The organism is Brevibacillus sp. FSL K6-0770 (assembly GCF_038000275.1).
GTDB lineage: Bacteria > Bacillota > Bacilli > Brevibacillales > Brevibacillaceae > Brevibacillus > Brevibacillus parabrevis.
In genome coordinates, this window is record NZ_JBBOBQ010000001.1 from 4,595,465 (window position 1) to 4,613,469 (window position 18,005).

General features: G+C 53.3%; 19 protein-coding genes. 4 read left to right on the top strand and 15 right to left on the bottom strand.

The window, feature by feature from the left end; all coding sequences use genetic code 11:
• Nucleotides 1-31 precede the first annotated feature (31 nt).
• A complete protein-coding gene (locus tag NST23_RS21765) occupies nucleotides 32-160 on the bottom strand; it encodes a hypothetical protein (RefSeq protein ID WP_255679161.1) in 129 nt (42 codons plus the stop codon).
• 118 nt (nucleotides 161-278) lie between these two features.
• Nucleotides 279-488 carry a hypothetical protein gene (locus NST23_RS21770; protein ID WP_173599208.1) on the bottom strand — a complete coding sequence of 70 codons (210 nt, stop codon included), beginning with the start codon at nucleotides 486-488 and terminating at the stop codon, nucleotides 279-281.
• A gap of 180 nt (nucleotides 489-668) precedes the next feature.
• Here NST23_RS21770 and NST23_RS21775 point away from each other — a divergent pair, with 180 nt between their 5' ends.
• On the top strand, nucleotides 669-1,187 hold the full coding sequence (locus NST23_RS21775; RefSeq protein WP_122964716.1) for an acyl-CoA thioesterase: 519 nt from the start codon (nucleotides 669-671) through the stop codon (nucleotides 1,185-1,187).
• 78 nt (nucleotides 1,188-1,265) lie between these two features.
• Here NST23_RS21775 and NST23_RS21780 read toward each other — a convergent pair whose 3' ends face one another.
• Together NST23_RS21780 and NST23_RS21785 are read right to left on the bottom strand one after the other, a co-directional pair.
• Entirely contained in the window at nucleotides 1,266-2,885 is a 1,620-nt protein-coding gene (locus NST23_RS21780; protein ID WP_340964562.1) for a peptide ABC transporter substrate-binding protein, read from the bottom strand.
• Nucleotides 2,886-2,970: 85 nt separating this feature from the next.
• Entirely contained in the window at nucleotides 2,971-3,456 is a 486-nt protein-coding gene (locus tag NST23_RS21785) for a GNAT family N-acetyltransferase (RefSeq protein ID WP_173597611.1), read from the bottom strand.
• A gap of 87 nt (nucleotides 3,457-3,543) precedes the next feature.
• Here NST23_RS21785 and NST23_RS21790 point away from each other — a divergent pair, with 87 nt between their 5' ends.
• Nucleotides 3,544-3,720 carry a hypothetical protein gene (locus NST23_RS21790; protein WP_167470308.1) on the top strand — a complete coding sequence of 59 codons (177 nt, stop codon included), beginning with the start codon at nucleotides 3,544-3,546 and terminating at the stop codon, nucleotides 3,718-3,720.
• 78 nt (nucleotides 3,721-3,798) lie between these two features.
• On the opposite strand, the gene NST23_RS21795 is transcribed toward NST23_RS21790, so the two are convergent.
• From NST23_RS21795 to NST23_RS21805, 3 genes are read right to left on the bottom strand one after another with little or no spacing between them, the layout of a single operon-like run.
• Entirely contained in the window at nucleotides 3,799-6,717 is a 2,919-nt protein-coding gene (locus tag NST23_RS21795) for a WG repeat-containing protein (RefSeq protein WP_340964565.1), read from the bottom strand.
• A 52-nt stretch (nucleotides 6,718-6,769) separates the two neighbouring features.
• Nucleotides 6,770-8,554 carry a sensor histidine kinase gene (locus NST23_RS21800; protein ID WP_122964712.1) on the bottom strand — a complete coding sequence of 595 codons (1,785 nt, stop codon included), beginning with the start codon at nucleotides 8,552-8,554 and terminating at the stop codon, nucleotides 6,770-6,772.
• Nucleotides 8,551-9,231: a response regulator transcription factor gene (locus tag NST23_RS21805; RefSeq protein ID WP_122964711.1), complete on the bottom strand. Its 681-nt coding sequence runs from the start codon at nucleotides 9,229-9,231 to the stop codon at nucleotides 8,551-8,553. The genes NST23_RS21800 and NST23_RS21805 overlap by 4 nt, the downstream gene beginning before the upstream one ends.
• Before the next feature lie 126 nt (nucleotides 9,232-9,357).
• Between NST23_RS21805 and NST23_RS21810 the strand changes: the two genes are divergently transcribed.
• Nucleotides 9,358-10,419, top strand: coding sequence for an AI-2E family transporter (locus NST23_RS21810; RefSeq protein ID WP_063230024.1), 1,062 nt, complete (start codon nucleotides 9,358-9,360; stop codon nucleotides 10,417-10,419).
• A gap of 66 nt (nucleotides 10,420-10,485) precedes the next feature.
• Here NST23_RS21810 and NST23_RS21815 read toward each other — a convergent pair whose 3' ends face one another.
• The 3 genes from NST23_RS21815 to NST23_RS21825 form a co-directional block, all read right to left on the bottom strand.
• On the bottom strand, nucleotides 10,486-11,370 hold the full coding sequence (locus tag NST23_RS21815; RefSeq protein ID WP_173597606.1) for an NAD(P)-dependent oxidoreductase: 885 nt from the start codon (nucleotides 11,368-11,370) through the stop codon (nucleotides 10,486-10,488).
• Between the two features lie 94 nt (nucleotides 11,371-11,464).
• Nucleotides 11,465-12,577, bottom strand: coding sequence for an aminopeptidase (locus NST23_RS21820; protein WP_122964709.1), 1,113 nt, complete (start codon nucleotides 12,575-12,577; stop codon nucleotides 11,465-11,467).
• Between the two features lie 129 nt (nucleotides 12,578-12,706).
• The gene (locus NST23_RS21825; protein ID WP_063230021.1) at nucleotides 12,707-13,228 is read right to left on the bottom strand and encodes an MgtC/SapB family protein; all 522 of its coding nucleotides are present in this window, start codon (nucleotides 13,226-13,228) and stop codon (nucleotides 12,707-12,709) included.
• A gap of 382 nt (nucleotides 13,229-13,610) precedes the next feature.
• Between NST23_RS21825 and NST23_RS21830 the strand changes: the two genes are divergently transcribed.
• Nucleotides 13,611-14,807: a saccharopine dehydrogenase family protein gene (locus NST23_RS21830; protein WP_173597604.1), complete on the top strand. Its 1,197-nt coding sequence runs from the start codon at nucleotides 13,611-13,613 to the stop codon at nucleotides 14,805-14,807.
• Nucleotides 14,808-14,872: 65 nt separating this feature from the next.
• Here the strand turns inward: NST23_RS21830 and NST23_RS21835 are convergent, their stop codons facing one another.
• From NST23_RS21835 to NST23_RS21855, 5 genes are all read right to left on the bottom strand, one after another.
• On the bottom strand, nucleotides 14,873-15,739 hold the full coding sequence (locus NST23_RS21835) for a DMT family transporter (RefSeq protein ID WP_122964707.1): 867 nt from the start codon (nucleotides 15,737-15,739) through the stop codon (nucleotides 14,873-14,875).
• A gap of 70 nt (nucleotides 15,740-15,809) precedes the next feature.
• Complete coding sequence (locus tag NST23_RS21840; RefSeq protein WP_122964706.1) at nucleotides 15,810-16,085, bottom strand: EutN/CcmL family microcompartment protein; 276 nt, start codon at nucleotides 16,083-16,085, stop codon at nucleotides 15,810-15,812.
• Nucleotides 16,086-16,097: 12 nt separating this feature from the next.
• Nucleotides 16,098-16,907, bottom strand: a complete 810-nt coding sequence (locus tag NST23_RS21845) for a hypothetical protein (protein ID WP_328139456.1) — start codon at nucleotides 16,905-16,907, stop codon at nucleotides 16,098-16,100.
• Between the two features lie 4 nt (nucleotides 16,908-16,911).
• On the bottom strand, nucleotides 16,912-17,697 hold the full coding sequence (gene pduL / locus NST23_RS21850) for a phosphate propanoyltransferase (protein WP_173599213.1): 786 nt from the start codon (nucleotides 17,695-17,697) through the stop codon (nucleotides 16,912-16,914).
• A gap of 10 nt (nucleotides 17,698-17,707) precedes the next feature.
• Nucleotides 17,708-17,995 (bottom strand): BMC domain-containing protein, encoded by a 288-nt coding sequence (locus NST23_RS21855; protein ID WP_122964703.1) that lies wholly within the window; start codon nucleotides 17,993-17,995, stop codon nucleotides 17,708-17,710.
• Nucleotides 17,996-18,005: the final 10 nt, after the last annotated feature.

Below are 18,005 nucleotides of genomic sequence, written 5' to 3' on the forward strand. Positions count from 1 at the left end.
ATTTGCTCCGCTGCCAGCTGCAAAAGCGCGATTAACTCACAGGCTCCCCGTTCGTATATCCGTTTTTGGACAGACTTCTCCCGCAGTTAACCGCAGCAAAGAAAACAGCGGTGGAGTAGCCGATGCCTTTGGCCAAAGACTGCAACGATCTTTTTTTCATCTGGACTCTCTCCCTTCCGCTGGTTTCTGGAAAATATACGACACTTGCGCATCCGACTGATCCTGATTTTGCCAGAAGTATACGCTATCGCTGCCACCTTTGGCAAGCTTGTTGTCCGCTACTTGTTCTTTTTTGCCTGCCTCCACAGCATGTAGACATTCGCAAGCGAAGTAACGACCAGACACCCCAAGAGGACATTGGTCACGATTAGCGTGTTCGTCAAGCCGCGAATCGGAGCCTGCATCACGGCAAGCACCCCTGCCAGCTTGTCGGGAAGCTCGTAGATCGCAGCGAGGAAAGCATTGACATCCTGTAGGTACTTATCCATAGCAACCGCTCCCTTGTATCGATCACCCACGTTTTTCCTGCCCAGTTGCTATCGTTTGCAGGAAAGGCGCTCGTCATGCTCATTTTGCTATGGATAAAACCATCCTACTTGTGGAACAATAGATATGAGAATATTACAATGATTCATAATTGCAGGGACAAAAAGAAAGGAAGTTTTCTCATGACGATCGAGCGCTTTGTCCGGGAGTCCCGAACTTTTAAAGCCAGCCACGTTCTGCCTCCCGATACGAACAACCACAATACGCTGTTTGGCGGACGGCTGATGGCGCATATTGATGATGTCGCCGCCATTTCCGCGATGAAGCACGCCCGCGGACCAGTCGTGACCGCTTCTACCGATTCCGTCGATTTTTTGCATCCGATCCGCGTGGACAACGAAGTTTCGCTCGAAGCGTTCGTCACCTGGACACACCAGACGTCCATGGAAGTATTCGTCAAAGTCGTTGCCGAAGACCTTTTGAGCGGAAAACGCACCGTCTGTGCCACCTCGTTTCTCACCTTCGTCGCCATCGGCCCTGACGGACGCCCGACCCCTGTGCCCAAAGTCGTAGCGGAAACCCAGGAGGAGATTTTTCTGCACGACGGAGCCGCCGAAAGAGCCGAAGCACGCCAACAACGCCGCAAGCGCAGCAAGCACCTCGCTGATTTGCTCGGCACAAGACGTCCGTGGGAGCCGTAAAAAATGCATGGCGAACCACAGCAAAAAGTCCCCTTTTCCTGTCGGCGGAAAGGGGACTTGCTGTTTTCCTTCGTGATTTTATTCCTTCGAGGCCCATTTGAAATCGATGTAGCCAAGGTCATCCATAACGATGCCCTTCACCTTTTTATCCTGCACCCAGTTGTTTGTGTAAAAATAAATCGGGATGACGGGCATTTCATCCATCAGGAGCTTCTCGGCCTGCGCGAGCAGTTGCTGGCGTTTGGCTGGATCGGCTTGGCTCGCCGCCTGCTGAAGCAGCGACTGATACGTTTTGCTTTCCCATTTCGTATCATTCAGACCGCCGTCTTTCTCCTTGTACAGCTCCAAAAAATTCGCCGGATCGGCATAGTCCGCAAACCAACCGGAACGCCCGATCTGGTAGTCGCCGTTATGCAAGTTTTCCAGAAAAACTTTCCACTCCAACTCTTGCAGCTGGACTTCCACACCTAGCGTCTGTTTCCACTGACGCTGAATCTCGACAGCGACCTTTTGGTGAACGGGAGATTGGTTCAGCGATATCGTAATCGGCGGCAGCTTGGTCAGGCCCAGCTCTTTCATGCCTTCTGCGAGCAACGTTTTCGCCAACTTCTGGTCGTTGTCCTTGAAATACGCTGGCTGTTTGTTTTTGTCGCTGACAGGTACTGCCGTCAAAGCTGGCTCCTGGTTTCCTTTGAGCACCGTATCGACGATCGCCTGACGATTCAATGCGTAGGCGAACGCTTTGCGAATTTTCGCATTGGTAAAAGGCGCTTGCTCTGTATTGAACTTGTACCAGTAAACGGCTGCGAGCGGCTTCGTATGCAGGAGTCCTTTTTCTTGCAAGATCGGCAAAGCATGCAGTGGCAGCTCGCCAAACGGGGCACCCGCCATGTCCACCTCGCCTGCATCAAACTTGGCCAGCGCTTGATCCTCACCTCTGCTGATGGAAAAGTCGAGCTTGTCCAGCTTGACTGCCGCCTGATCCCAATAGCCCGCGTTTTTGCTCAAGGTCAGCTTGTCGTCACGATTCCAGGAAGCGAGCTTGTACGGGCCGTTTCCGACATGTGTCGAAGCTTCCTCTGCCCAGGCCGGGTTGGCAGCCACTACTTTTTGATTGACCGGATAAAAGACGGGAAAAGCAGTCAGCTCCGCGAAGTAAGGAGTAGGCTGCTCCAAAATGACGCGCAATGTTTTCGCGTCTACCGCTTTTACCCCTACCGCATCCAGCTTCTCCTTGCCGCTGTTGGCCTTTTCCGCATTCAAGATCGGAAAGAGCTGGTAGGCGTAGCTGCTTTCCGTGTTCGGATCGAGCACGCGCTTCCAGGCGTATTCAAAATCGTGGGCGGTGACAGGATCGCCGTTGCTCCATTTTGCCTCGCGCAAATGGAAGGTGTACGTCTTCAAATCAGCAGACACGTCCATTTTATCAGCCAGCGAAAGCTGCAACTTCCCATCGGGACCAATCCGAACCAGTCCGTCAAACAAGGCCCGCGCCAAAGTGAGCGAATGCTGATCATCTGCCACTGCCGGATCAATCGACATCGGCTCATCCGACAGATTCAGCCGCAAAACTTTCGCGGAATCGGCTGGACTGACGGCCTGTGTCTTCGCCTCACTCGCTCCAGCATGCGCTGCGCTTGCGGCAACCACTCCCGTAGCTACTAACACCGTCAAAGCCCTTTTGCTTCGTAGCTTCATTGTCCTTCTCCTTTTATTCCTGATTATTCAAACATTACATATAATACCAAAACATCCAATCAGAAACAAACCGCTGAGTTTAAACCTACAGCGTCCAATGATAGTGCAAAAAGCCTTGTGCATCAGCCTGCTGAAAGACAAAGCCGTTTTTTAGCAGCACTTTTTGCGAAGCGATATTGTCCGCAGTTGTCTTGGCGTGCACTTCCCGGATGCCAAGCTGCTGCACGTACTCGCCCAGCAAAAGCCCGAGTGCCGAAGAAGCAACGCCTTTGCCTGCGGCCTCTTCGCCGACGCGATAGCCCAGCTCCGCGCTCGCTCGCTTTTGATCGATGTCTACCAAATTCATTCTGCCTAAAATAATGCCTTGCTCACTTTTGATCAGCGAAAAGAACGCTGTCCCTTCCGCTTGTTCTGCGAGCAAAGCCTGCAAGCTTTCTAGAAAATGCTCGTCCTGATAGTACGCTTCGCCACGGCTGGGCACTGTCCGTTCAAAAAACTCCCTGTTCTTGCTCTCGAACGCCAAAAGCGCGCGGGCATCCTCCTGCTTTAACGCTTCGATCAAGACCTTCATCTCTAACACTCCTTTGAAAAAACGTCCCTTCTCCTCATCTGGCAGCGAAATCGGCTACAATAGAGGAAGATAGGGGGAATCACACTTATGGCTTATTTGGAAGAGGGAACTTTTGTTGCCTATCTCGCCTTTTCGATTTTCTTCCTGGTCGCCTACAAGCTCGATCAGATTTCGTTTGTTGCTTTCGTTGTTTCTCTCGTGGTGACAGCCTTGGTGCATGCCGCCTTTTACTTGCTCGTCCTGAAGTATTGGCCGATTTTTTAGCTGAATGGAACCGGACCAGCAAAATGGCACGGGTGATTGCAGAGACTCCCCGTGCCGCTTTCCATCGACTATGTTCGTTTACTTCCCGACTTGCTTTTCATAGGCAGCGAGCAGTTGGGCCGCCTGCTTCTGGTAAGCTGTCAAAAACGGTTGGACGCCCTGTTCCCACTCTGCTTGCGGCAATGGCATCGGCAATTGCTCCGCAGGACGTCCGTTGACCAAAAGCATCGATTCGATCATTTTCTTTTGGGCAAAGGACAGCTCCCCTTGTTTCAGCACCTTGGGCTTCGCCACCTTTTTTCCTGCCAAGGAACGCAGCAGTTCAGAAAAAAACATCTGGTGGTACTCCCGGTACAAATCCATCGTCTGATAGTATTGGTTTCCCCCGCGCTGCAGAACAATTCCCCGCTGTTCGGCCCACCGTGTCAGCTGCTCCGCTGTCATGGACAAGCTGCTTTTTCCCGTCGCCATATAGTAGACGAGGCTGTACATGTCTTCGTCACTCACGTCTGAACGGCCCTCATCCGGCTTGATGATCGCTTTGCCTGTCAGCGCCGCGAGCACTTCGCTCTTGCCCGCGCCTTGCGGAAGTTCCAGATACAACGCCAGATTCGCGTAGAACTTGCCCTCGCTGCTTCCGCCCTCTGGCCAGCTGTACGGCTTGCCGAAGTCGATCAGCTCCAGCGGGTTTTGCTTCATCAGTTCGCTATACGCCGGAAAGCTCGGCAACTGGAGCGGAAGATAGCTGATCGCGGGCTTTTTCGTCAGAAGTTTGCTGGCAAACAACTCTTTGCCCTCCCGATCGAGGTAGCCGAACTGGTCTTTTTTGCTGAACGCAAAAGGCGGCTGTCCTTCCGCCGCAGACCACAAACCGGGAAATGCTTCACTGGACAGCCGGATCGACTCGTACTGAGGAGCGGTCAACTGCTTCCCGTCCTGGGTCAACAATCCGTACAAGCCCGTCGCTTTATCCCGATAGACGATGGCTTTCGCTCCTTTGTCGCTTAGCCCGAGCAGCTTCAATGCCTGATAGCCCCCTGTCGTCAATCGTTGCAGCGACGACGAGTACACATGCCAGCCATCGCTTTCCGCAATCAGCAGACCGCCAAAGTAAGAATCCGCCTGATATTCGCTTGCGCCCGCCACCTTTTTCACCAACTGGTTGCCTTCTTCGCCCCAAAAGTCCAGCGTGCCGTCCGTTCGCATCGTCACGGCGACTTTTTTCTCTCCCACGACTTTGTACACTGCTTCCCGATACACCAAATCGCTTGCGGCCTGCAGCTCCCCATCCGCAATGGTGAGCAGTGCCAGCTTGCTCGTGCCTTCCTTGCCTCCCCACGTGTAAAAGGAATCGCCCACCTGGATGAAAGTGACGGGCGGAGCATCGCTTCTTTCACGCATAAAGGCAATCTTCAGCTGCGTGGTGAGCAGCTTGCCATCGGGAGTGTACAGGTCAGCCATCTGTCCGTCTGCTGCCACGATCAGTTTGGACACGTCATCCAGGTAAACTTGTTGATACAGCTTGCTGATCGGCTGATTGGTCGTACGGTTGACAATCACGGTTCCTTTGCCCGCTTCGTATACCCCATTCAACTGTTCAGACAAAGTCTGGACATGTTGCCCGCTCTCCGGCTTGCCGCTAATCCCGCCGAATCGCAGCACTTTCCCGTCCGGCTCGGTCACTACGATATGCCCCGTAGCTTCCTCATAACGAAAACGGCGGTTCTCGACAGGCGACAAAATCAGACCTTCATTTTCCGAATACAGGCCGATTTTACTTCCGTCCTTGATCAGTTGCATACTGTAGCTGCCGCCGATTGGCGCGGCGGAGTCAAACCAAAAGTCAAGCTCTTTGATCGGCTTTCCCCAAGCGGGCAACATCGCCTTTTTCCCATCGCTGCGCACAAGCTGTCGAGCAGCCGGCGGCCCTTCCACTTTCGGATAGACAAACGGGATCACTGCTTCCCCGCCGACCTGGAGCACGCCGTACATGCCTGTCTTCGGGTCTTGCCCCAGCACGTAGCTGTCGTGCAAATAGGTCGCGCCCTGTTTCAACGCATGCTCTGTTCCCTTGGCGATGGAATGATAGGTGACGATCCCTTTGTCCAGCGTCCAGTACAAATCGGGGTTATTGTACTCAAAGCCGACCTCTTGATAGAGCGGTTCCGCCAAAAATCGTCCGTCCTTCCACAAGCCCGTGCCTTTTGGCGCGAGCACCTGAAAATATCCCTCGTTCCACGTGTAGATCGCCTTGTACTTCGCTGGCAAAACGTATTTCCCGTTTACGTCCACCAAGCCTTCCATGCCGCCTGACCTCACCTTGAGGTAAGCAGTCTTCGGCCCGCCCTCATTCGGAATCAGCTGCGTATTCGCCAACGAAAATCTCGGCTTGAACGAAGCGGCATCATACAGTGTGATCCCTTTGGCAGTCGAAGCCACCAAGTAACGCGTTTCTTTTGCCTCCCGATCTCCCGTCGCTTCCGGGGGAATCAGCGAAACGACAGAGAGCTTGCCGGCAAACGGCGGTATGAGCACTTTGCCTGTACTGTCCAAAAGCATGGACGTCTGCCCGACAAACACGATCGCGTCAGCGTAATCCGCGGACAAGGAGTACGTGTGCGCTCCCGCGAATTTGGCAGCAGACAGCTTTTTCGTCGTCAGATCGATGTATTGAAACCAGCCGCCCTTTTGGACGATCGCCACATTGTTGCGCCCGGGAATTTCTATCTGATCCCAGCTGGCAGGCGTGATTTCTTGTCCCGTGCGGGCGTCGAGCAATCCTTTTTTCCCGGCTTTCGTCACAATCACCGCTTGCCCGGCGTACTCAAACTCATCGTACTGGGCTTTGGTCAACAGAGCATGCCCGTCAGTAAACCCAACCTTGTAATCAGTCAAGTAAGGCTGAACCGTAGTAAACGTTGCTGCTTGCACAGGCGCCACCCATGTGCTGGTCAAAAGCATCGCAGCCGTCAGCAGGCTAATCCTTACGCGCTTCATTTGTTTCTTGCCTCCCTGCGTCGTTTTCTTCTGCTAAAAGTCAGACGCTTTATCAGGCAAATGGTTTCATTTTCCCATAACTGGGCAATGAAAAATAAAAAGCGACGCCTGTCTTCGTATTGCGCACTCCGTATGCTGCCTCGTGCAGTTCCAGGATGTGCCGCACGATGGCAAGCCCGAGTCCCGTCCCGCCTGTCTTGCGGTTGCGCGAGCGTTCGATCCGGTAAAAGCGATCCCAGACGAAGCCAAGCTGCTCCTCGGGGATTGGCTCGCCTTCATTTTCAATCGTGACGCGCTGGGCGTGCTGCTCGCCTTCGATCCGCACGGTAATTTCACTGCCGGGATTGGCGTAGCGGATGGCATTGACCAGGATGTTGAACAGCACTTGCTCGATTTTTTCCTGGTCGGCAAACTGCGCTTCCTCATTCGCCAAAATCGTGACGATTCGAAGCTCTTTGTCGCGCAGATGGTGCATGAGCCGCTCTCCGATCTCTTCCGTCAGCTCGCTCAGGAAAAACCAGCTTTTTTTCAGCTTGGTCGTCTTCGCCTCCAGCTTCGCCAGCTCCAGCAAGTCGCGGACAAGCTCCTCCATTTTTTCCGTCTCGTCGAGGATGACTTCGATGTACCGCTCCCGCTTGTTCTCCCCTACGCCGTCCCGCAGCCCTTCCGCAAAGCTTTTGACGATGCTCAGCGGCGTCTTCAGCTCATGCGAGGCATTCGAGACAAAATCTTTCTGAATCAGCTCCATCCGCTGCTTGTGATCCATCTCCTGACGCAGTTGCTCATTGGCTTGCTGCAACTCCCGCAAGGTCACATCCAGCTTTTCCGACATCGTATTCAGGCTGCGCGCGAGGCTGCCGAACTCGTCGTTGCGGGCAAGCGGCGACTTGACGGAAAAATCCAGCCTCGCCATGCGCAGGGCGCTTTTGTTCAAAGACAGCAGCGGCTTGGTGACGATTTTGGAAAAGAGCAAGGAAAGCACGAGAATGAGCGCAAAGCCGCCGATTCCGATGTAGATGTAAAACAGCCGCAAAGCATCGTTTGCCTCGCTGATTTGTTGCAAGGAAGTCAGGGCGACGATCAGCTCGCTCAGCTGCCCGTTTCGGATCACGGGATGAATCGCGACCAGGCTGCGCACGCCGCTCCACGGTTCCACCCACTCTTCCTCCAGCACCTTGCCGTGTTCCAGCGCCCGTTTCCGTTCCTCCGACAGCGGGAACAAGTCTTTTAACACATGAAACAAAATGCCTTGCCGCAAATTCCACTGGTTGGGCGCAGGCAAAAACAAATCGGTAATTTCACCGCTGACGCTGACCAAAGACGGGGCGGTGTCGCTTGCTTTCAGGCTGCCGATGTCGGCTGCACCCGCTTTTCTGATCACGCGGGGATAAAACATCTCCTGGAGCAGTCCTTCCTCGAAGACGCCAATCGCCTCGATCCGGTCGCCTTTTTGCAAATTCGCGCTCAACAGGGCACTCCGCTCCTCCTCCGGGAACAGCGACAAAGAGATTTTTACACTTTTTCCAGCCTGATCGCGGATGACGATGCGAAACGGATTGTCGTACTTGACCTGCCCGTTCGTGCTGACAATCGCCAGCTGCGTCTTGTTGCGGCTGATGAACGCCGACAGCTCCCGGGCCATGCTTTCGGCGTCCCACTCCCGCGATACATACTGTTGGGAAAAGGCTTCGAGCTTCTTTTCCAGATCGTTCAGCTTTTTGGATTGATAAAATTGCTCGAAAAAAAGTAACTGACCGATCATAATAATCGTATAAAACAACAGGAAAAACGATGCGGTAATGGCAAACAGCTTGAGTGTCACGCCCCATTTTTTCATCGCTCTTCCTCGAACGTGTAGCCTGCCTTGATGACAGTCCGTATGTGTCTGGCTTCGCTGCCGAGCTTGCTGCGCAGCTTCTTGATGTGGGTATCGACTACGCGCAAGTCGCCGAAGTAATCGAAGCCCCATACGTGATCCATAATCGTTTCTCGCGACAGCACGATCCCGGCGTTTTTGATCAGATAGACCAAAAGCTCGTACTCTTTTGGCGCGAGGTCGATCTCTTCTCCCTTGATCTTCATGCGCCGGGCATGCCGATTGATGACGACTTCGCCAAAGCGAAGCAAATGGTCAGTTCCCCGAACGGTGCCTTCGACCCGCTTCATCAGCGAAGTCGCCTTGGCTACCAAGACTCGCGGACTGAACGGCTTGGTGACATAGTCGTCCGCGCCAAGCTCAAAGCCTTGCATCTTGTCATCCTCTTCCGATTTGGCGGTGAGAATGATGATCGGCACGTCGGAGTTTGCCCGGATTTCCTTGCAGACGGTCCACCCGTCCATTTCCGGCATCATGATGTCGAGGATGACCAGATCGACCCGGAGCTTTTCCATCATCTGTATGGCTTGCTTGCCGTTTTCTGCTTCATGCACAATCCATTGCTCTTGCTCGAAGTAGTCCGCGACGATTTCGCGGATGCGACTCTCATCTTCGACAAGCAGCACTTGACGCTTCATGCTGAGTGCCCTCCTTGGTACGTGTTATTTACAGCATTCGCCAAAAAAAGACACAGGAAATACACATCGTTGCGGTAAGCTTATGGAAGAAAAATAGCGCGTCTCGAAATTGGAAAGGATGTTCCCATGAATTTGCCCACCTTCTTGCAAAATAAGGATTTCAGACGTTTCGGTATATTGGCGTTGTTTTGCCTCCTGCTTTATTCGCTCGGAAGCATGATCAACGTTGTTTTGCTAACTTTTCTCGTCACATTCCTGATGGATCGATTGCATCAGTTTCTCACCAAATCCATTCACAAGCTTGTGCCTGTAAGTCCCAAGCTGACTCTCATTTTCCTGTACTTGCTGCTCGCTGTTTTGCTCGTATGGGGCGGGATTCGCGCCTTTCCGGCCTTGATTCACGAAACCGGGCAACTGATTCATCTGATCGAACAAGTCGTGCGGGCGAACCAGCACTCCGAATTTGCCCCGTATGTCATGTCTACCTTAGACAAGCTTGACATGAAAGGTCTGGTCAAGAGCAGTCTTGACTTTTTGACCGTCGTGAAAAATATGGGCTTCAATCTGTTTTTGGCCCTTTTGCTCAGTCTGTTTTTCTTGCTGGGAAAAGACAATGTCGTCCAGTTCACGTCCCAATTCCGCACCAGCAAGCTGTCCTGGCTGTATAGCGAAATTGAATACTTCAGCCAAAAGTTTATTCTGACCTTCGGGAAAGTAATCGAAACCCAGCTGCTGATCGCCTTGTTCAACACCGTGTTTACGTTGATCGGCTTGTGGATTCTCGGCTTCCCCAACTTGTTCGGACTGTCGCTGATGGTGTTCGTGCTTGGGCTGATCCCGGTTGCCGGCGTGATCATCTCCTTGATTCCGCTCAGCGTGATCGCTTTTAGCATCGGTGGGCTACCTACCGTCATATACTTGCTTTTGTTTATCATGCTGATTCACGCGATGGAAGCGTACGTCCTGAATCCGCGCCTGATGGCGTCGAAGACCCATCTGCCGATTTTTTACACGTTCGTCGTCCTGATCTTCTCCGAGCATTTCTTCGGGGTGTGGGGATTGATCGTCGGCATTCCGTCGTTCGTGTTCTTGCTCGACATTTTGGAAGTGAAAAAGATGGGAACGCCACAACCTAAAAACAAACCTGTACCCAGCGAAGCTTTGGACGTTCGGGTCAATGCAAAATAACAAAGGAGCCCGTCTCAAGCGGGCTCCTTTTCTTGCGTCTGGCGCTCGGCCAAGCGGCTCACTTCCTTATTGGCGATCAAACCATTTGATCAAAGCCTGTGTCCCGCTGTCCGCTTCGCCTTTTTCCGCCAACTCCTCGTAGAGCGATTTCGACAAGGCAAGCCCGGGAGTCAACAGCCCCATTTCCTCGGCCGCTTCCAAAGCAATCCCCATGTCTTTGATAAAGTGCTTGATGTAAAAGCCTGGCGCGAAATTTTCGGCTATCATGCGCGGAGCCAGATTGGACAGCGACCAGCTTCCGGCCGCTCCCGCTTCGATGCTGGTCAGCACGCGCGCAGGGTCCAGTCCCGCTTTTTTCGCATAGGCAATCGCTTCGCACACGCCGATCATATTCGTTGCAATGCAAATTTGATTGCACATTTTCGTATGCTGCCCCGCACCTGGTCCCCCTTGGAGAACCACGTTTTTGCCCATGATCGCAAGCAGCGGCTCGACCGCTTCAAACGCTTCCTGATCGCCGCCGACCATGATCGTCAGACGCGCCTCCCGCGCTCCTACGTCGCCGCCGGATACAGGGGCATCCAGCGAATGGAGCGAATGCTGTTTCGCTTCCTCGTAAATTTTTTGCGCGAGGGACGGCTTCGATGTCGTCATATCTACCAAATAAGTACCCGGCTTCGCATGAGCAATGATCCCATCGACGCCGAGGTACACCTCTTCCACATCAGACGGGTATCCGACCATCGTAATGATGACATCAGCCTGTGCGGCAAGCTCGCTTACCTGTTCCTTCCAGACGGCTCCCGCATCCAGCAGCTCCTGTGCTTTTGCCTTCGTGCGCGTGTAAATCAGCACGCTATACCCTGCCTGCAAAAAGTGCTTCGCCATGCTTTTGCCCATGACGCCCGTTCCCACAAAACCGACGACGGTTTCTTCTGCACGTAAAGTCACGCTACCAGCTCCTCGTTCTCTCTATGCTATCACCGCCTATACTTCTTGAAAGAGGCGGAATATTCCTGCTGTCAAATCAAGGAGCGGCTCCTCCTTACCGCATCAACTGCTCCGGATTCAATCCAAGCAAAGCTTCATGCACGAACTTCCCGTCTTTGCGAATCAATGCATCGTCAAACCAAATTTCGCCCCCGCCGTAATCCGGTCTTTGGATGGAGATCAAATCCCAGTGAATCGTGCTGCGATTGCCGTTGTCGGCTGAATCGTACGCCCGCCCCGGGGTCAGGTGGAAGCTGCCGGCAATTTTTTCGTCGAACAGCGTATCTCCCATCGGATGCAAAATGTGCGGATGAAACGCAATCGCAAATTCGCCGAAGTAACGCGCCCCCGCGTCCGTATCCAAAATTTCATTCAGCTTTTGCGCATGGTTGGCCGTTGCCTCGACAATTTTGCCTTCGCGCACGGTAAAGGTGACGTTGTCAAAAGTCGTTCCTTTGTAATGGCTCGGGGTATTGTAGCTGATCGTCCCATGCGCCGAACTCCGCACAGGCGATGTGTACACTTCCCCATCCGGCATGTTCCGCTTGCCGACCGCCAGTTGCGTGCCAATTCCTTTGATCGAAAAAGAAATGTCGGTTCCCGGCCCCAAAATCCGCACGCGATCGGTCTTGTCCATCAGCTCATACAATGGCTGGCTCGCCTGCGCCATTTTCCGGTAATCAAAAGAGCAGACATCGAAGTAAAAGTCTTCGAAAGCGTCCGTGCTCATGTTCGCCTTCTGGGCGAGAGCAGCCGTCGGAAAATTGATGCGAATGCCTTTTGTTTGATTGTCGATGTAGTGGGCAATATCCTGAAACGCTTCGGCAAACAAACGCTGCTTTTCTTCAGGCACGCCTTTCAGCTCACTGTCATTCGTCTCGCCATGAATGCCGATGTACCCGTGCATTCCCTTCCACAGATCGTTTTCCCACGCCATCACCTGTGCTACGTGCTCTTTGGTCAGACCCAGCAGCCACTCCCGCTCCAGCTTGGGTCTGACGAAGCGCAGGTGCGGATAAGCCCCTTTTGCATACAGACGCTTGACCAGTTCCGCCGCCAGCGGCTCGCCCTCGTCTACTACCCGGATCATGATATGCTCGCCTGCCTGAACATCCAGACTGTACGAAATCAGGTTGTCTGCGATTTTGCCGATTCGCTCATCTCTCATCGTGTAACACTCCTTCAAATCGTTTTGTTTTTTACAGCGTAACGGATGTTTGTCAGAGGAATATCAGCGGGAGGACGCATCCGCAAAAAGAAAAAAGCGATACAGGCATTGCCCGCACCGCTTTTCGTTCTATCCCACGCCTTGCTGCTTCATCGCGCTTGTTTTTTCACTGTTTTCCGAGCGTTTGTGTGTGACCTCTTCGAATCGCTGGCTGACTCGGGCCAGCGCGAAGGCCACCATAACGGAGAAAATGACAATCCCGTAAAAGCCCGCTCCGATTCCGATGCCGATTCCGCCCGCGAAAAAAATCATCGCGGCAGAGGTCAAGCCTTTGACCTGCAAGCCGTCTTTCAAAATGACGCCCGCTCCCAGAAAGCCAAGTCCCGTCACGATCTGGGCTGCCAGCCGCATCGGGTCCATCATCGTTCCGCTGTTCGGCGAGCTGTAGAGCTTTGTGCTGTAAATCGAAACCAGCGTGATCAGCGTGCAGGCGACAGAGACGTACATGTACGTCTTCAGCCCGGCAGGCTTGTTTTTGTGTGAGCGATCCCAACCGATGAACATCCCCAGCACAGCGCTCACGATTACCCGCAAGTACATTTCCAGGTTCATGATCACATGCTGCTCGTAAAACACATTCAGAGTTTCCATCCCATCCACCTTCTTTTAGCGATAGAGACATGATATGTGCCGACACGCGATTTAGACCCTTTCTTTTTGCTTTCCCCAATCCCCCCAGATGGCCGATGGAACTGCTTGCGTTTGGCCGCGCTTTTATTAAATGAAATATTCTTAATTTTTATTTTATTATAACACTTCATATTGATTTTTTGTTGTTTTAATTTGTTTTTTATTTTCATATCCAACAAAATTGTGCTTTTAGTTGTGTTAATGTTTGTTTAATAAGTAATTCAAACTAAAAACACAATTAATTTACAACAAAACACAAGACAAAGCACAAAGCTTGTGATATATTCAGTAATAGAAGTGCTGAATTTTTAGACAATTCAAAAGATCAAAAGGAGGCTTCATCATGAAAGTTCTTTGTCTTGGCGGCGCGGGCCGGATTTGCCGGGAGTCGATTCTCGATTTGGTGCAGTATTCCAGCTTCGAGAAAATTACGGTAGCCGACTTCAATGAAACAGAAGGCCGCAAAATCGTGGAATCTTTGCAAGACCCTCGCGTCGACTTCATCCAGATCAACGTGCACGATCACGAGGATACGGTCAACAAGATGCGTGGATACGACATCGTCATGGACGGCACCACGATTACTTTGAACGGGCTTTCCACTGCCTGCATCGCGGAAGCCGGCTGCCACGGCGTCAATCTGAACGGCTTTGGCGCTGAAGAAGCCTCCGACCACATTTTCAAGCAAAACGGCAAAACATGCGTGCCTGGCTTCGGAATGACCCCCGGCGTCACGCAAATGATGGCGATGCATGCCGCGAATCAGCTGGATCGCGTGGAGTCCGTGCGCGTCAGCCACGGCGCTTTTCGCCCGATCGCTTTTTCCCGTTCGATCACCGAGACGACTACGTACGAATACGATCCGCTCCTGCCTGGCCGTGTCGTCTTTGAAAACGGCGAGTTCATCCAGGTGCCTCCGTTTGCCCGCCCTCGTGAAATCCAGCTGCCTGAGCCATATGGCCAAACCGTTCAGTACATCATCCCGCACGCGGAGACAAAAACATTGGCAACTGCGCTCGCCGACAAGCACGTACAGCTCATCGAAGTGCGCGGCACGTGGCCCGCGAAAAATATGCAGCTCGTTCGCGCCCTCTACGACTGGGGCTTCATGCGCAACGACAAGATCAACGTCAACGGCAAAGAAATCGGGATTCTCGATTGCATCAGCGAGTATTTGTTTCATTCGACAGAAGGGCAGGAAACCGAGCTGTACGGCTATTCGCTGCATGTGGAAGTCATCGGGGAAAAAGACGGGCAGCGCGTGCAACACGTTCTTTACCACACGCATCCCGCTTCCGACGGCTCCGTAGAAGGCTGGGAAAAACTGCGTGCCTACACGCGAAACGTAGGCATCCCGATGGCCATCGCAACCGAGATGATCGCCAAAGGCATGGTGAAAAAGACAGGCGTGCTCATCCCGGAGGACGCGTTTGACCCGGCTGAAGTGTTCGCCGAACTGGAAAAGCGCGGCATCTATATTCACGAGGAAATCACTCAGCTGGATGCGCAAACGAGCGAGTCTGTACAAGCTTCCCGCTAGGCTTTTGCATCCATGCTTGCAACGAGAAGAGGGGCCTTCCGTTTTTATGCGGAGGCCCCTCTTTTTCAGCTTAGTTTAATAATGACCACACCCGCGAGGATCAGTCCAATCGAGATCCATTTGACCAGGCTGACCTGCTCCTTGAGCCAGACAATGCCGATCAAGGTGGCGAAGACGATGCTGATTTCACGTACGGATGCCACATAGGTGACAGGCGTTGTTTGCATGGCGTAAACAGCGAGCGAGTTGGAAATAAACACAAAAATTCCCCCGGCCAGCGTATGCCACGGATACTTTTTCAACAAGGCGAGATAAGACACTTTCCTCGCCGCCCTGCGATCAATCAGCCACTTCCCTGCAAACATCCCGAAAAACACGACGTATTTGAACAAAAGCCCGGACATCATCGCTGCGCCCATGCCGTCTACTACACTGCTGCAAGCCGAAAAGCTTCCGGCCAGAAACACCCACTTCATATTGCCCCAGTCTTTGACGATGCTCCCCAGCTCGCGCAGCGAAAACGTCCGCTGATTCATGAACACAACGCCTGCGACAATGACGAGAATGCCCAAATACCCCGTCCAGGCGATCGTCGTTCCGATCACTACGATACTGATGAGCGTTGTCACGATGGGAGCCGTTCCCCGCAAGATCGGGTAAGCATAGCTCAAATGATTTTTCTCGTATGCTTTGCCCAGAGCGACGAAGTACAGCACTTCCGAGCACGTGCTGAGCAACAGCCACTTGATCGCCCCCGGCGGAAAAGACGACGTCTGCCACAAGTAAAGGGCCAAAGGAAAGTACAGGATGACGGAAGCTCCCAAAATCAGCGTAAAAAAAGCGTCCCGCTCCTCGATTTTTTTGGAGAGGGCATTCCAGACCGCATGACAGACAGCCGCAAACAGCAAAATCAGCAAGATCGTGGTCGACATGTTTTTCCCAGCTCTCTTTTCTAAATGGCAAAAGGTGCAGTCTATCCGCAGACTACACCCGTTTTGTTGCTTATTGTTCTCGCGTTACTTCATAAGAATCGACAATTCCTACGATGACAGCATCAATCGGAACCTGTCTGTTCTGAAAAACGATCCGCGCAGGCGTACCGCCGGAAACGATGACCTTTTCGCCGATTCCCGCACCGATGCGGTCTGCGGCAATCACCGTTTGTCCACCTTCCCTGTCTTTCCAGTCAATGGGCTGGACGATCAGCAATTTCAAATTTTCCATGCCCGCTTCTTTTTGTGTGGACCAGACGCTGCCGATCACTTTTCCCAAAAACATGAGGCTCCCCCTTTATCGAACGTAGTGCACGACAATTCCTTTTTCTTTGAGCAAATCCGTCGCCAGAGGAGAAACGATCGTTCCTTCGCGCACCACAAGCTGCTGGTCGGGAAAATCGGCTTGTGCCCGAACCCATTCCGCGGTCAACAGCTTGGCAGAAACAATCGTCTGTGCATCAGCACCTGCACCTGACTGTTCACCTGTTTGCGCTTGCGTCTGAGCTTTTGCCCTGCTTTTGCGAATCGCCGCTTCTGCAAGCGACTTTTGCGGGTAAAACTCGACACCAATCTCCTTCATGGCGCCGATGTGCCGCAAAAACAGCTTCTGGTACGCTGGTGGCAACGTCAGCGTCTTCAGGCATCGCCGATCCGAGCGCTTGAGTCCCGGCACATCTTCCCCGATCAAGACAGGCTTGCCGAGGACCAGTGCGGAAAAGACGATCTCTGCCTTGATCGTTCCCTTCAACCCTGCCGCCACTCTCGCCGCGTTGTCGAGGTCGATTTCCGGAATGATGACGCCGTCGTACTCCTTCGGCACCTCCAGCGGAAGCGGTGCGTACTCGTCTGCCGTGATGATTTTGCCCGCTCCGCCGCATTCGATGCGATGCATGCCGAGCCAGGACGACGTTTCCCCGTCCAAAAACAGAATGTCGTGACAAACTCCGTTATTTTGCAGTGCGATGAACTGGTCGTCAAACGACTCATGTGCGCGACTGTCACAGAAGATATACAACCATTTGGGCTTGTTCTCCTGCCTGGGGGACTGAATCATCGATTGCAAAAGCTCGCGAGTAATGGACTCGATCATTTGCCGCACGTCCATGTCCTCACCTCCCTGCCGTTCCATCAAGCTTTCCGTTTTTTCCGATGACGAGCACCTGATCATTCGTCTTCAAGCTGGCCGCGTTGGCTTCATCCAGATCGAGATGAAAATCGAGGGCGTACCTCGGGTTGATCCTGACTGTCACTTCCGGAAAAATGACAGGGCGTTCGCCCGTTGTTTGCAGCATCAGCGTATCTTGGTCGCTCACCTGAAAACGCCTGCCATCCTCTGGCGACATGTGCACATGGCTCTTCGCTACGATGACCCCCTTTTCCAGAACGACGCAGCCAGCAGGGCCGATCAGCGTAATGCCCGGCGTCTCCTCCAGCATCCCCGACAACCGCACAGGCGGATGCAGCCCGAGCTGGAAGCCGTCCGTGCGGGAGATTTCCACCTGGCTCACTCCCCGAGCAGGGCCGAGGATGCGCACGCCTTTCATCAATCCCTTCGGCCCGAGCAGCGTGAGCGTTTCCACAGCGGCAAACTGTCCCGGCTGGGAAAGAGGGCGCAGCGGCGCCAGCTGATAGCCTTTGCCGAACAATTTTTCTACATCTTCCATCGACAGATGAATGTGGCGGTTCGATACACCGACGGGGATTGACTTCTGCTCGCCCCCGCTCGCCCGTTGCGAATGAATCTCCTGCGCCTTCAAGACCTCCACGCGGATTCCTCTCCCCTTCAAAAAGTCGGATGCAGCCGGGGTGAATTTATCGTTGACGTGAACGGAAAACGGATTGGGGATTCCCGTTCTCAGCATGGCCCTCAGCGTCGTTTCCGTGATCAAGGCCATCCGTTAGCGACTATCCTTCCAGCTTGGGAAGAATCGACTCGATATCGGAGTGCGGTCGAGGAATGACGTGCACCGATTTCAGCTCCCCCACCTTTTGCGCTGCTTCTGCGCCTGCATCCGTCGACGCTTTTACCGCTCCTACATCGCCGCGCACCATGACCGTGACGAGTCCCCCGCCAACATGCACTTTCCCGATCAGCTTCACGTTCGCCGCCTTGACCATGGCGTCCGCAGCTTCCACCGCGCCAATCAAGCCTTTTGTCTCAACCATGCCGAGTGCTGCCATTTCTCCTGCCATCTAGTACGCC